The 14,042-nt window shown below is 31.7% G+C and carries 14 protein-coding genes; 5 read left to right on the top strand and 9 right to left on the bottom strand.

The window, feature by feature from the left end; all coding sequences use genetic code 11:
* From Q0998_RS02360 to Q0998_RS02345, 4 genes are all read left to right on the top strand, one after another.
* Positions 1-843, top strand: coding sequence for a phytoene/squalene synthase family protein (locus Q0998_RS02360; protein WP_299665692.1), 843 nt, complete (start codon positions 1-3; stop codon positions 841-843).
* A 1-nt stretch (position 844) separates the two neighbouring features.
* Positions 845-1,291 (top strand): sterol desaturase family protein, encoded by a 447-nt coding sequence (locus tag Q0998_RS02355; RefSeq protein WP_299665689.1) that lies wholly within the window; start codon positions 845-847, stop codon positions 1,289-1,291.
* Between the two features lie 494 nt (positions 1,292-1,785).
* A complete protein-coding gene (locus Q0998_RS02350; RefSeq protein ID WP_299665686.1) occupies positions 1,786-2,565 on the top strand; it encodes a metallophosphoesterase in 780 nt (259 codons plus the stop codon).
* A gap of 24 nt (positions 2,566-2,589) precedes the next feature.
* On the top strand, positions 2,590-3,177 hold the full coding sequence (locus Q0998_RS02345; protein ID WP_299665683.1) for a hypothetical protein: 588 nt from the start codon (positions 2,590-2,592) through the stop codon (positions 3,175-3,177).
* A 168-nt stretch (positions 3,178-3,345) separates the two neighbouring features.
* On the opposite strand, the gene argH is transcribed toward Q0998_RS02345, so the two are convergent.
* The 9 genes from argH to Q0998_RS02300 form a co-directional block, all read right to left on the bottom strand.
* The gene (argH, locus tag Q0998_RS02340; RefSeq protein ID WP_299665680.1) at positions 3,346-4,620 is read right to left on the bottom strand and encodes an argininosuccinate lyase; all 1,275 of its coding nucleotides are present in this window, start codon (positions 4,618-4,620) and stop codon (positions 3,346-3,348) included.
* Positions 4,621-4,755: 135 nt separating this feature from the next.
* Positions 4,756-5,823, bottom strand: a complete 1,068-nt coding sequence (locus Q0998_RS02335) for a M20 family metallo-hydrolase (RefSeq protein WP_299665677.1) — start codon at positions 5,821-5,823, stop codon at positions 4,756-4,758.
* 2 nt (positions 5,824-5,825) lie between these two features.
* Positions 5,826-6,602, bottom strand: a complete 777-nt coding sequence (gene argB / locus Q0998_RS02330) for an acetylglutamate kinase (protein WP_299665674.1) — start codon at positions 6,600-6,602, stop codon at positions 5,826-5,828.
* A gap of 22 nt (positions 6,603-6,624) precedes the next feature.
* Entirely contained in the window at positions 6,625-7,566 is a 942-nt protein-coding gene (locus tag Q0998_RS02325) for an N-acetylornithine carbamoyltransferase (RefSeq protein ID WP_299665671.1), read from the bottom strand.
* Between the two features lie 255 nt (positions 7,567-7,821).
* Positions 7,822-8,964, bottom strand: coding sequence for an aminotransferase class III-fold pyridoxal phosphate-dependent enzyme (locus Q0998_RS02320; RefSeq protein WP_299665669.1), 1,143 nt, complete (start codon positions 8,962-8,964; stop codon positions 7,822-7,824).
* Positions 8,965-9,049: 85 nt separating this feature from the next.
* On the bottom strand, positions 9,050-9,850 hold the full coding sequence (gene proC / locus Q0998_RS02315) for a pyrroline-5-carboxylate reductase (protein ID WP_299665666.1): 801 nt from the start codon (positions 9,848-9,850) through the stop codon (positions 9,050-9,052).
* A 168-nt stretch (positions 9,851-10,018) separates the two neighbouring features.
* Positions 10,019-11,002: an N-acetyl-gamma-glutamyl-phosphate reductase gene (gene argC / locus Q0998_RS02310; protein WP_299665663.1), complete on the bottom strand. Its 984-nt coding sequence runs from the start codon at positions 11,000-11,002 to the stop codon at positions 10,019-10,021.
* 86 nt (positions 11,003-11,088) lie between these two features.
* Complete coding sequence (locus Q0998_RS02305) at positions 11,089-12,339, bottom strand: argininosuccinate synthase domain-containing protein (RefSeq protein ID WP_299665660.1); 1,251 nt, start codon at positions 12,337-12,339, stop codon at positions 11,089-11,091.
* Positions 12,326-12,952: a GNAT family N-acetyltransferase gene (locus Q0998_RS02300; RefSeq protein ID WP_299665657.1), complete on the bottom strand. Its 627-nt coding sequence runs from the start codon at positions 12,950-12,952 to the stop codon at positions 12,326-12,328. The genes Q0998_RS02305 and Q0998_RS02300 overlap by 14 nt, the downstream gene beginning before the upstream one ends.
* 658 nt (positions 12,953-13,610) lie before the next feature.
* Between Q0998_RS02300 and Q0998_RS02295 the strand changes: the two genes are divergently transcribed.
* Positions 13,611-14,024: a DUF2141 domain-containing protein gene (locus tag Q0998_RS02295; RefSeq protein WP_299665654.1), complete on the top strand. Its 414-nt coding sequence runs from the start codon at positions 13,611-13,613 to the stop codon at positions 14,022-14,024.
* Positions 14,025-14,042: the final 18 nt, after the last annotated feature.

Below are 14,042 nucleotides of genomic sequence, written 5' to 3'. Positions count from 1 at the left end.
ATGAAAGAATTATTTGATAGTGTTTCTAACAGTTGTAGTAAATTGGTTACTGAAAGATATAGTACCTCTTTTTCGATGGCTGTAAATACGTTGTCACCATCAATAAGACAAGATATTTACAATATTTATGGTTTTGTACGTTTTGCTGATGAAATCGTAGACACTTTTCATGATTATAATAAAGAAGAGTTAATGGCGCATTTTGAGCGTGATTATTATTATGCAAAATCAGAAGGAATTAGTTTGAATCCTATCTTAAATTCGTTTCAGCAAACGGTAAATAGATATCATATTCCTGATGAAATGGTACAAGCTTTCTTAAAAAGTATGAAAGCCGATTTGCATAAAACAGCATATCAAACAAAAGAGGAATACGATGCATATATTTATGGCTCTGCCGATGTTGTAGGCTTAATGTGCTTAAAAGTTTTCGTAAAAGGTGATGATGCTAAGTTTGACGAATTAAAAGGTGCAGCAATGCGTTTAGGATCTGCTTTTCAAAAGGTAAATTTTTTAAGAGACTTAAAAGATGATTTTGAACTTTTAAATAGGTCTTATTTTCCGAACATAGATTTAGGAAAATTAGACGCAGCTTCTAAACAAATAATAATAGATGAGATTGAAGCAGATTTTGATTTTGCTTTTAAAAACGGAATCTTAAAATTGCCTGTAGAAGCAAAATTCGGTGTTTATATGGCCTATAGATATTATAGAAGGTTATTGAAGAAATTAAATAATGTGCCATCTGAAGAAATTATGGACACAAGAATTCGAATTTCAGACCCAATGAAAATAAATTTGTTGGCTAGAAGTTATGTAAAGTATAAATTAAATATGATTTAAGATGCTGTATGCTTTAATTACTTTAGGAGTTTTTATAACTATGGAAGGTATAACTTGGTGCACTCACAAGTATGTAATGCACGGTTTTGGTTGGTTTTTGCATGAAGATCATCACGAACCAGGATATCCAAATGTTTTTGAAAAAAACGATGCTTTTTTTATAGTTTTTGCAATACCAAGCATGTTACTTTTTTTGTTCGGAACCTATACAACACATACCTATTTATTGTTTATTGGTTTGGGAATTTTATGTTACGGAATTGCTTACTTTTTAATTCACGATGTACTAATTCATCAACGTTTTAAATGGTTTAAAAATACAAATAATTGGTATTTAAAAGGCTTAAGAAAAGCGCATAAAGTTCATCATAAAAATATGGGAAAAGAAGAAAGCCAGTGTTTTGGAATGTTGTTTGTACCTTTTAAATATTTTAAACAATATCTATAAATTATTATATAAACTCAACTTATATTTTTCCTTTTCTCTTCTTAAACTAATTAGTTTTCAACAGCAATTGGTTTTATGACTTCTTATTCTTTTATGAATTTATACCTGATATTACTCTGATAATGAATTTGATATATACCTCTATTATTTAGATAATTAGCAAATTTTTAACACTTGCAGATTCTTTTAGTTATTTGAAATATCACTAAAAGTTTTTAAATTTGTTCCTATAAAACTTGTAAAATTTAACTTTCAGTTATATATTAATTATCAATTCGAATCAAGAGTTGAACTTTAACTAACACTGAATATCAGTATTTTATATTTTATGTTTTTAAAGATTCAGAATTACTTAAAACGGTTTCATAATAGATTGATAACCAGTGTATATTTTCAACCCTTGATTCCCATTATGAATTAAAATTCAATAGTTTATTATAAACGCACACAGCTCATCATAAACTTTGTTTAATTTATAGATGTAAATAAAACAAATGAAATATCTAAGAATTATATTACTTATAGGTATTTTTTCATCTTGTGACACTTTTTTTGAATTTAGTGTTTATGAGGCAAGCGTTACAAAAGAGAATAGAAATACGACTTTTAAAAATTTAGAATTACTAAACAATATTCAAGTAAGTTCCCAAGACTTTAAATTCGCTTTTATTACCGATACTCATTACTTTTATAATAATCTTAAAATCATAATTGATGATATAAATAAAAAAGAAGATATTTTATTTGTACTTGTTGGAGGTGATATTACTGAGCAAGGAGTGTTAAAAGAATATCAGCTTTTTTATGATATTATTAAAAACCTAGAGAAACCTTATCTAACAGTTATTGGAAACCACGATTATAAATCAAATGGAGGTGTAATTTATAAAAGAATGTTTGGAGATTATAATTATTCTTTTAAAGTTAATAACAACAAATTTATACTTTTCGACAATACAGTCTGGGAAAGCAATAAAGAACCTGATTTTGACTGGTTATCAATGGAATTGAATAACAGCAAAATGTTTAATCAGATATTTGTAGTTGCTCATATGCCACCTTCTACGGAGCAATTTAATGATGATATGAAAGAAACATACAAATCTTTGTTGTACGAAAATAATGTTTCATTGTCCATACATGGGCATACTCACAATTATTTTTATGAAAAAAATACGGTAGATTATTTAACTGTGCCTACAATCAAAAAATCAACATATTGTATTGTGAATGTACAGAATGAATCTTATACAATAGAAATGATAGCGTTATAGGTAATGAAAAGCAGCAGTAGATTAATGTTCATAATTTTAATAGTATTCTCTACTATTTCTTTTGGACAAAAATCTTTTTTAAATGATACGAAAGCAAAAGATAGTGTTTGGTACCTACCAGACTATGCCAAAATTCAATTTGCAGGAAATATAGGGCTTCTTTCTGTTGGAGTAGGATATGAAATTATTCACAGAGCATGGTATTCAGAATTTTTATATGGTTACGTACCAGAATCAGTATCAGAAGCAGAAAAAATACATCTAATTACTATTAAGAACACATTTCCTATTTGTACAAAAGAAATGGGTACTAATTTCACTTTATCGCCAATTGTGGGATTTACAGCAAGTCTTGAAACAGGAAACAATTCGTTTCTTAAAGTGCCAGAAAAATATCCCAAAGGTTACTATATTACAAATGCAATTCATTTTACACTATTTACAGGAGTTTCAATTCATAAAAAATTTCCCAATTCAAAAATGATAAAAGGAGCTGACTTTTATTTTGAATTAGGTACTGTTGAAACGTATTTATGGTATGCAATCACATCTAAAGAAGTTAAATTGAACGATATTTTTAGTACTGCTATTGGTGTAAATCTATATTTTTGAATTGAATGAATAAAATTTATTGATGGATTTAAAACTATTATAATGTTAAAAGGCAGGTATTTTAAAATAACTGCTTTTTTTATTCTTTATAATCTACAACAAGCTCTTTTTGGAAATTGATAGTTTCAATTGTTTTAAAGATGTAAGTTTTAGTCTGTCAAAGATCAATTATTTAGGATACTTTTCCTTAATTTTATCTAAAGACAAATTATGAATACTTCCAATATGTGTATGTTGTTTTCCTAAATCGGGTTTGTAGGTTCCTGCTTGCACTTGTCCGCCAACTTTTTGATAAGCATCTCTAAAAGACATTCCTTCCACCACTAAATTATTAATGCTATCTACAGTAAATAAGTATTGATATTTCTCATCATTCAAATCGATATCCTTTACAATTACTTGTTGAATGGAATAATTAAAGATGTCTAAAATGTCTTTAACATCTTCAAAAGCATTGATGATATTTTCTTTTAACAATTGAAAATCTCTATGATATCCTGTGGGTAAATTGTTGGTAATTAGTAGCATTTCGGTGTGCAGAGCCTGAATTTTATTACATTTTCCGCGAATCAACTCAAAAACATCAGGATTCTTCTTGTGTGGCATAATGCTACTTCCTGTGGTTAGTTGGTCAGGAAAAGAAATAAAATTAAAATTCTGACTCATATACAAACAAACATCCATCGCAAAACGAGACATGGTGTTGCACAATCCACCTAAAGCTGAAGCGATGGAGCGTTCACTTTTTCCTCTGCTTAATTGTGCCGCAACTACGTTGTATTTTAAGGTTGAAAACTTCAGTTCTTTGGTGGTTAATTCTCTGTCAATAGGGAAGGAGCTTCCATAACCTGCAGCAGAACCTAGTGGATTTTGGTCTACCACTTTGGCAACTGCGTTTAGCATATACACATCATCAATGAGTAATTCTGCATACGCAGAAAACCACAACCCGAATGAAGAAGGCATCGCAACTTGCAAATGAGTATAACCAGGTAAAAGACTTGCTTTGTGTGTTTCTGCCAAACCTAAAAGTGTATTAAAAAGTGTTTTTGTTTTATTATTTATGATAGCTAAATTCTCTTTGTAATACAATTGTAAAGCTACTAAAACTTGATCGTTTCTAGAACGAGCAGTATGAATTTTCTTCCCAACTTCACCTAATTTATTGGTCAATTCCCATTCAATTTTAGAATGCACATCTTCAAAAGAAGCTTCAATTTCGAAAGTTCCGTTTTCGATATCTTTGGCTAATTCATGCAATCCTCTTTTTAGATTTTTTAATTCATCCACAGTAATAATACCGATAGATTCTAGCATAATTGCATGCGCTAAAGAAGCCTGCACATCATATTTTGCAATGTGCATGTCAATTTCTCGATCGTTACCCACTGTAAATTTTTCTATTTGTTTATCTATTGAAAATCCTTTGTCCCAAAGTTTCATAATTTTTTCTTTTATCCTGTAAGGTCTTAAAGACCTTGTAGGTATATTATTTTATAATTTAATTCCTTATTGATATACTATTTTCATGGTTTAAGACCTACAAGGTTTTAGAAACCTTGCAGGAAATCAGTTTTCCTAAAGAATTACACGATTTAACAATTCAATGTATATTTTAATTCCTTCTTCAATTTCTGCCAAATAAATAAATTCATCGGCAGAATGAGATCGAGTGCTATCTCCAGGCCCTAATTTTAAGGACTCGCAACTTAAAACAGATTGATCTGATAATGTTGGTGACCCATAGGTTTTTCTTCCCATTGCAATTCCTGCTTTTACCAAATCATGATCGGTAGAGATAGAAGAGGAGTTTAAACGTAAACTTCTCGGTGTAATTTTTGCACAAGGCGATTCTTTTTGTAAAATGTCGGCAATTTCTTGATTCGAATACGCATCGTTAACACGAACATCCACCACTAAATCTACATGTGCAGGAACCACATTGTGTTGAGAACCTGCAGTAATTTGAGTGACGGTCATTTTTACGTCGCCCAAGGCTTCTGATGTTCTTTCAAAGGTATAATGGTTGAACCATTCTAAAACTTTAATGGTATTGTAAATTGAATTGTTCGTATTCGGATGTGCAGCATGACTTGGCGTTCCTTCCACAACAGCATCAAAAACTACCAAACCTTTTTCTGCAACGGCTAAATTCATCAAAGTAGGTTCGCCAACAATCGCCACATCAATATGCGGAATGATAGATAACATACTATTCAATCCGTTTTTACCACTACTTTCTTCTTCAGCAGAAGCCACAATGACCAAATTGTATTTTAAATCTTTTTGCTGATAGAAATGTGTAAAAGTGGCAATTAACGAAACCAGACATCCACCAGCATCGTTACTTCCTAAACCATATAATTTTCCATCTTTTACAATCGCTTTAAAAGGATCATTTGTATAGGCAGAATTTGGTTTTACAGTATCATGATGCGAGTTTAATAGTAAGGTTGGTTTACTTTCGTCAAAATATTTATTGGTTGCCCAAACATTATTTTTTGTTCTTTTAAACGGAATCGTATGAGTTGTAAACCAGTTTTCAATTAAAACTGCTGTATACTCTTCTTCGGATGAAAAAGAAGGTGTTTCAATCAATTTTTTTAAAAGTGAAATCGCATTTTCTGTTAATTGTTGAATTTCCATTTTTATAAAGTAATTGTGGTAAAGTTATTATTTTCTTTTGCTAACATTGCTGTACTACCAATGTGAACTTTATGTACGCCATTTTTTAAAGCGTCAAAGCAGTTTTCTAATTTTGGCAACATTCCTTCTAAAATTATTTTGTTTTTTAGCAATTCTTCGTATGATTTTGAATCGATATTTTGAATCACAGATTCTTTATCATTGAAGTCTTGTAAAACACCATTCAATTCAAAACAATAATAGATAGATGTTTCGTGAATTTTACTCATTCCCACGGCAACTTGGCTTGTAATCGTATCAGCGTTGGTGTTTAATAATTGCCCGTTTCCATCATGCGTAATGGCACAAAATACGGGTGTAAAATCCGCTTGAATTAATTTATCAATAGCACTATGATTTACTTTTTTTACATCGCCTACAAAACCATAGTCGATATCTTTTATAGGTCTTTTATCAGATTGTATACTGTTGATGTCTGCACCAGTCAATCCAATTGCGTCAATACCTAAAGCTTGCAGTTTTGCCACCATATTTTTATTGACCAAACCTCCATACACCATGGTAATTACTTCCAAAGTTTCTTTGTCGGTTATTCTTCTTCCGTCAATCATTTTAGAGGCAATACCCAATTTTGAGGCAATACTTGTAGCGCGTTTTCCACCACCATGTACTAAAATTTTCTTTCCTTTTAAATTTGAGAATAATTGTAGAAAAGCATCTAATGAAGCTTCATCTTCAATAATATTTCCGCCAATTTTTATGATTGATAATTTTTCCATTTTTTTTATTTTGACAATGGATTTAAACCCATTGTTTTAGTATTTTTTTCAAAACCAATTGCGCGGCAAACGTTCTATTATTTGCTTGTGCTATTGCAATAGAACTATCGCTGTCTAAAACGGCATCTTCTACCACTACATTTCTTCTTACTGGCAAACAATGCATAAATTTAGCTGTTCCAATTTTATTTTTGGTAATCATCCAATCTGAATGAGTTTTTAATACTTTTCCATAATCTTCATAGGAACTCCAGTTTTTGGCATACACAAAATCGGCATCTTTAAAAGCTTCTTCTTGATTGTGAAAGATTCTTGTGTCTTTCGTGATTTCTGGATTTAAATCATATCCTTCTGGATTTGCAATTACAAATTCAACTTCCATCTTTTGCATCGCTTCCACAAAACTATTGCCAACTGCGTGCGGCAACGCTTTTATATGTGGCGCCCAACTTAATACCACTTTTGGTTTCTTTTTTGTAGAAAATTCTGAAATTGTTAAGGCATCTGTAAATCCTTGCAATGGGTGAGAAGTAGCACTTTCCATACTAATAATAGGCACAGAAGCAAATTTTACAAACGATTCTAAAACCTGTTCACTTTCGTCTTTTTCTTTGTCGGTTAGAGTAGGAAATGCTCTTACTGCAATTATATCACAATATTGAGAAACCACTGCTGCAGCTTCTTTAATGTGTTCTGCAGTGGTTCCATTCATAATGGTTCCATCTCCAAATTCAATGCCCCAAGCATCGCCAGAAACATTCATCACAATTGGATTCATTCCTAAATTGAATGCTGCTTTTTGTGTACTTAAACGGGTTCTTAAACTCGAATTAAAAAAAAACAAGCCTAAGATTTTGTTTTTCCCTAATTGAAGATCCTTTAAAGGGTTTTTTTTGAGCTCTTTTGCTTCTTCAATCCAAGAATGGATATCGTCGATATCGTTTATATGTGTGTATTTTTTCATATTTTTACTTTATACCTACAAGGTTTTTAAAACCTTGTAGGATATTTATTAATCTTTTCTGCTAGACAAAAATTAGTCTGTCTCCTCGAGCGCAGTCGAGAGGTTTCAAGATCGCTATTATTTCAATTCACTTTTAAAGCTTCAAAAAACACATTAATATGTTTTTCTGGATGGTTAAAGGTGGTAGAATTCTAATCAAATTAGGACTCTTCGTACTTAAAGGTTTTAGAAACCTTACAGAATATTTTTTACTGCCTATTGCAAACTACTAACTGCCAACTCACTTTTCAAAGCCTCAAAAAATACATCAATATGTTTTTTCTGGATGGTTAGAGGAGGCAGAATTCTAATTAAATTAGGATTCTTCGCACTTCCTGTAAATATTTTATGTTTATAAATTAGATTTTTACGAAGTGCTGCAATCGGAAAATCAAATTCTAATCCTAGCATCAATCCTCTTCCTTTTAATTTTTTTAATTCTGGAATTTCCTTTGATTTTTTAATGAAATAAGCTGATATTTCTTTTGCATTTTCCATTAAATTTTCTTCCTCAAGAACATTTAAAACGGTTAAAGTGGCTGCGCAAGCCAAATGATTTCCGCCAAAAGTGGTTCCTAACAGGCCAAAAGAGGCTTTAATTGAAGGATGAATTAAAATGCCACCTACAGGAAAACCATTGCCCATTCCTTTTGCAATGGAAATGATATCTGGAGATACATTGTATTTCTGAAAAGCGAAAAAATCGCCAGTTCTTCCAAAACCAGACTGCACTTCATCAGCGATAAAACAGGTATTATATTTTTTACAAAGAACATCTGCACCTTCATAAAATTCTGCAGTACTTTCATCTAAACCACCAACGCCTTGAATGAACTCAACAATCACTGCACAAACATCATTTTTTACCAACGCTTTTTCCAAACCTACCAAATCTCCCAATGCTAGAATTTCGACTTCTTGTTGTGCATTTATCGGTGCAATAATTTTAGGATTGTCCGTTGCTGCAACAGCTGCAGAAGTTCTACCGTGAAAACCATTTTTAAAAGCTACAATTTTCTTTTTATGGTTATGAAAAGAAGCTAGTTTTAAAGCATTCTCGTTCGCTTCTGCACCAGAATTGCATAAAAATAATTCATAGTTTTTACAACCAGATAATGCTTCTAACTTATTTGCCAAGTCCACTTGCATCGGATTTTGAATAGAATTGCTATAAAAGCCCATTTTTGCAACTTGTTCACTGATGTTTTTCACGTAAGTAGGATGCGAATGTCCAATAGAAATTACCGCATGACCACCGTATAAATCTAGATATTCATTATCGTTTTCATCATAAACATACACATCTTTTGCCCTTACAGGCGTGATGTTAAATAGCGGATATACATCAAATAAACTCATTTTTTTTATTTTGGGCAAGGGGTTTAAACCCCTTGTATTTCTTCTTCTTCTTCAACTTCAACGGGTTGAAACCCGTTGCTAGTCATTAAATCTGTTCTTTTTTTATATTGCTAATTTTATTGAAAGAAGCCACCATTCCTTGAATCAATGAAGAGCTCAAACCTTTGTGCTCCATTTCATTCAAACCTGTAATGGTACATCCTTTTGGCGTGGTAACTCTGTCGATTTCTTCTTCTGGATGCTTGCCGTTTGTAATTAATAAATTAGCAGCGCCTTCACTGGTAAACATGGCTAATTCTTGTGCTTCTTTCGCATCAAAACCTAACTGAATTGCAGCTTGTGTTGTGGCGCGAATCAAACGCATCCAAAAAGCAATTCCGCTTGCACAAACTACCGTTGCCGCTTGCATTTGAGATTCTGGAATACTCAAAGAATGCCCTAATCTATTAAAAATCGCTTCTGCAATTCCAATTCTTTTTTCACCTTGTGAGTTGGTGCACAAGCAGGTCATTGATTTCCCAACAGCAATCGCCGTATTTGGCATAGCTCTAATAATGTATTTATCTGCACCAACTTCCTCTTCAATTTTTGCAATTGAAAATCCTGTGATGGTAGAAATTAATACATGTTTTTCTGTCAAAAGCGATTTTATTTGTTGTAAAATTCCTTCGAAATGAGCTGGTTGTACTGCAAATATTAAAATATCAGCATTTTTTACAGCTTCTAGATTGTCAGTTGTTAAGAATACGTTTTTGTATCCTTCAAACTCTGTGATTTCAGTTAAATTTCTCTTAGTTAAATACAAAGAGGTGATTGCGTTGTTGGTAATTAGACCTTTCGCAATAGATTTTCCTAAATTTCCTGTTCCTATGATGGCTATTTTCATAATATGATTGTCAAAGTTGAAAACTTGTTCTTTAATTTGTCTTTCCTGCGAAAGCAGGAATCTGTATTTTGAATCCTCCCCTAACCCCTCCAAAGGAGGGGAAACCACTCATACTTTTATATGAGTAAGAATTCCTCCCCTTTGGGGAAGTTAGGAGTGGCTATTTTGTTAAAAATAATTCGCTTTTAAGTTAATTCCTGCTGTTTCTTCAAAGCCAAATAGTATATTCATGTTCTGAATTGCCTGACCTGAAGCGCCTTTTAATAAATTATCTATGATGCTTGTAATTAGTAATTTGTTGTTGTGTTTTGCTAAATGAATCAAACATTTGTTTGTGTTTACCACTTGTTTTAAATGAATCTCTTCATCTGAAACAAAGGTAAAAGCAGCATCTTTATAAAATGCTTTGTATATTTTTTTTGCATCCTCTAAGCTACCGTTGTATTTTGTATAAACCGTTGCAAATATTCCTCTGGAAAAATTTCCGCGATTTGGTACAAAATTTATGTCTGAATTAAAATTGGTTTGTAATTGGTGTACAGTCTGATTAACTTCACCCAAATGCTGATGTGTAAATGCTTTATAATGAGAAAAATTATTATCTCTCCATGTAAAATGAGTGGTTTTGGATAAGGAAGTTCCTGCACCAGTTGCCCCCGTTACGGCGTTGATATGAACATCATTTGTAAGCAACTTATTAGCAGCTAGCGGTAAAATTGCCAATTGTAATGCCGTTGCAAAACAACCAGGATTCGCAATGTACTTCGCTGATTTTATTGCCTCTTTTTGTAATTCTGCTAAACCATAAATAAACTCTTTATCTTCAAGATTTTTATCAGCAGTTAATCTAAAGTCGTTACCTAAATCGATGATTTTAGTAGTTGAAGAAAACGAATTGTTTTCTAAAAATACTTTTGAATTTCCATGCCCTAAACACAAAAATAATACATCTACGTTGTTATTAATTTCTGAAGTAAAAGAAATTTCTGTACTTCCAATTAAATCTTGATGCACTTTATGCAACTTGTTACCAGCATTTGATGTACTGTACACAAAATTGATACTTGTTTTCGGGTGATTTAATAATAATCGAATTAGCTCACCAGCTGTGTACCCTGCGCCTCCTATAATTCCTACTTCTAATTTTTTCATATTATACCTTTTATCCTGCAAGGTCTTGCCGACCTTGTAGGTATGTATTTTATACCTACAAGGTTTTAGAAACCTTGCAGGAAAAACTACTTATTTACTTGCTGATAAATTTTATTCTGGTTCCCAATAATTTTTATGAATCCTTTGGCTTCATCTGCTGTCCAACTTTTGTTTTCTTCACCATAACTTCCGAATTTTGCATTCATTAAATCGTGCTTGGAAACAATTCCGTCTAAAGAAAAATGATAAGGTTTTAATGTAACTGTTACATCACCAGAAACATTGGTTTGTGAACTTTGTAAGAAAGCTTCCATATCTCGCATTACAGGATCTAAATACTGCCCTTCGTGCAAATGCATTCCATAAAAACTTGCCAAATATTCTTTGTGCTGTAATTGCCATTTCGTAAGCGTGTGCTTCTCTAACAAATGATGCGCTTTAATGGTAATTAATGCAGCAGCAGCTTCAAAACCAACTCTTCCTTTAATACCAACAATGGTATCTCCAACATGAATATCTCTACCAATGGCATATTTAGAAGCGATATCATTTAAGCTTTCAATCACAATTTCTGACGAATTTATCACACCATTCAAAGCAACCAATTCACCTTTTTTAAAAGTCAACGTTACTTTTTCTTCCCCTTTATTTTCTAATTGAGAAGGATAGGCAGTTTCGGGCAATGCTTTTTCTGAAGTTAAGGTTTCTGAACCGCCAACGCTTGTTCCCCACAAACCTTTGTTCACCGAGTATTTTGCCTTTTCCCAAGACATATCTACTCCGTTTTCTTTTAAATACTCAATTTCTTGTTGTCTTGTTAAACTGCCATCTCTAATGGGTGTAATAATTTTGATATTTGGCGCCAAGGTCTGAAAAATCATATCAAAACGAACCTGATCATTTCCAGCACCTGTGCTTCCATGTGCAATATATTCTGCATTAATACTTTTTGCATATTCAATAATTTCTATGGCTTGAATAATTCTTTCTGCACTTACAGAAAGCGGATACGTGTTATTTTTTAACACATTTCCGAAGATTAAATATTTTACTACTTTCTTATAAAAAGTAGCAACGGCATCGATATTTTTATAGGTAGAAACGCCCATTTTATAAGCGTTGCTTTCAATTTTTTTAATTTCTTCTGAAGAAAATCCGCCTGTATTTACACTTACTGCATGTACATCATATTGTTTAGACAAGCTCACTGCGCAATATGAAGTATCTAAACCGCCACTATATGCGATGACTAATTTCCCTCCCACTTTGTCACTTTGTGACGTTTCTCCCAAAGGGAGAAAATCAGCAGGTTTTTCGTTTTTATTATTTTTTGCCATTTTTATCTTTTTTTAAAAACAAGGTCTGTTTTATATTTTTTAATCTTTTAAACACGTTTTCCTTTACCTCTTTTGGAGTTTCAGTATTTTTTAATTTTGGATCGTACAACATTCCTGTACACAAACACATTTTTTGTTCTGTTCTTGTTAGAACATCATAGTTTTTACAAGTCTGGCAACCTTTCCAAAAAGATTGATCGTCTGTTAATTCAGAAAAAGTTACAGGTTTGTACCCCAAATCTGTATTTAATTTCATCACAGCCAAACCAGTGGTAATACTAAAAATTTTAGCATTCGGAAATTTGGTTCTAGAATGCTTAAAAATTACTTGCTTGATCTGTTTAGCCAATCCTAAATTTCTATATTCAGGATGCACTATTAAGCCAGAATTAGCTACGAATTTTCCATGACTCCAAGCTTCTATATAGCAGAAACCAGCGAAGGTATCTCCATCGAGAGCAATCACAGCATTTCCATTTTCCATTTTAGTGATAATGTATGCTGGTTTACGTTTAGCAATACCAGTTCCTCTAACTTTTGAAGCTTCTTCTATAGTTTTGCAGATAATTTCTGCATAGATACTATGTGATTTATTTGCAATTACAATTTGCATTGTATTGATTTTTAAAAACACTGAAATGAATTCAGTACGGGTTTGAATGTATTTTGAATGGTTTTTTTAAATGTAGAATTGGACGCACCTAATTCCGTAGATTATTACACACCCAAAGGGCGGAACAAGAAAAAGCGGCGTACAGGTTTGTTGCTATCTAAAAAGATATTGTTATTTTGTGTGCTTTTAAAATTTGTTTTGTAATACATGATAAAAAAATAAAAAATTATGGATGCTCAGTTTGTTGCTAAAGTTTAGAATTAGCGAATTGTATTGCGGAAGCGCAATCTGGGAACCATAATAAATGTCTTATTTTTTGAAGTAAACATATTGTAAATGTATACTATTTTTATGACCAGCAATAAAAAAAGAACTTTTTTTTTAAACTTTTATCAATCTAATAAAAAAACATTTTAATAATTATTGATTTGTTAAGAAATAGATTTATTAGCATATCTATTTTGTATATAATGTTTTAGGTAAATTATTAGGTGCATCTATCATAAGAATGTTTTAGCTATTTATTTGCTTTTTTACAGTTCGTCCTAAAAAAAATACAGTTGGGTATTCTTTAATTTTAAAAAGGGTGGTTGTGTTGCATCTTTGAACCATTAAATAACATGTGTTGAATTTATTTCAATACTTAAAAACAAATAAGATGAAATTTTTAGTATCAATTTTAGTAGTAGTACTGTTAACAATAACAAATTCGTTAACAGCTCAAAACAAAAAAATTACAGTAACTGTTGTAAATGCAACTTCAGATTCAGGAAAAGTAGGTTTTGCATTATTTAATAAAGATAATTTTATGCAAGAACCCATTCAAGGGAAAAATGGAAAAATTGTAAATGGTAAAAGTACCATCGTTTTCGAAAATGTTGCTCCTGGTGAATATGCAATTACATGTTACCACGATAAAAACGATAATGATAAAATGGATTTTTCTGCAAACAGAATGCCTTTAGAAGATTATGGTGCTTCTAATAATGTAATGGCTTTTGCACCACCCTCTTTTGAAAATGCAAAATTTATGATGAAAGATGAAAATTTAAGTTTAGACATTAAATTTTAGTAAATTACGCTGAAATTC

The sequence above is a fragment of the uncultured Polaribacter sp. genome (genome assembly GCF_947501385.1).
In the GTDB taxonomy this organism is placed as follows: Bacteria; Bacteroidota; Bacteroidia; order Flavobacteriales; family Flavobacteriaceae; genus Polaribacter.
The sequence above is the reverse complement of the archived record's forward strand: the minus strand, read 5'-3'. Positions and strand labels throughout refer to the sequence as shown.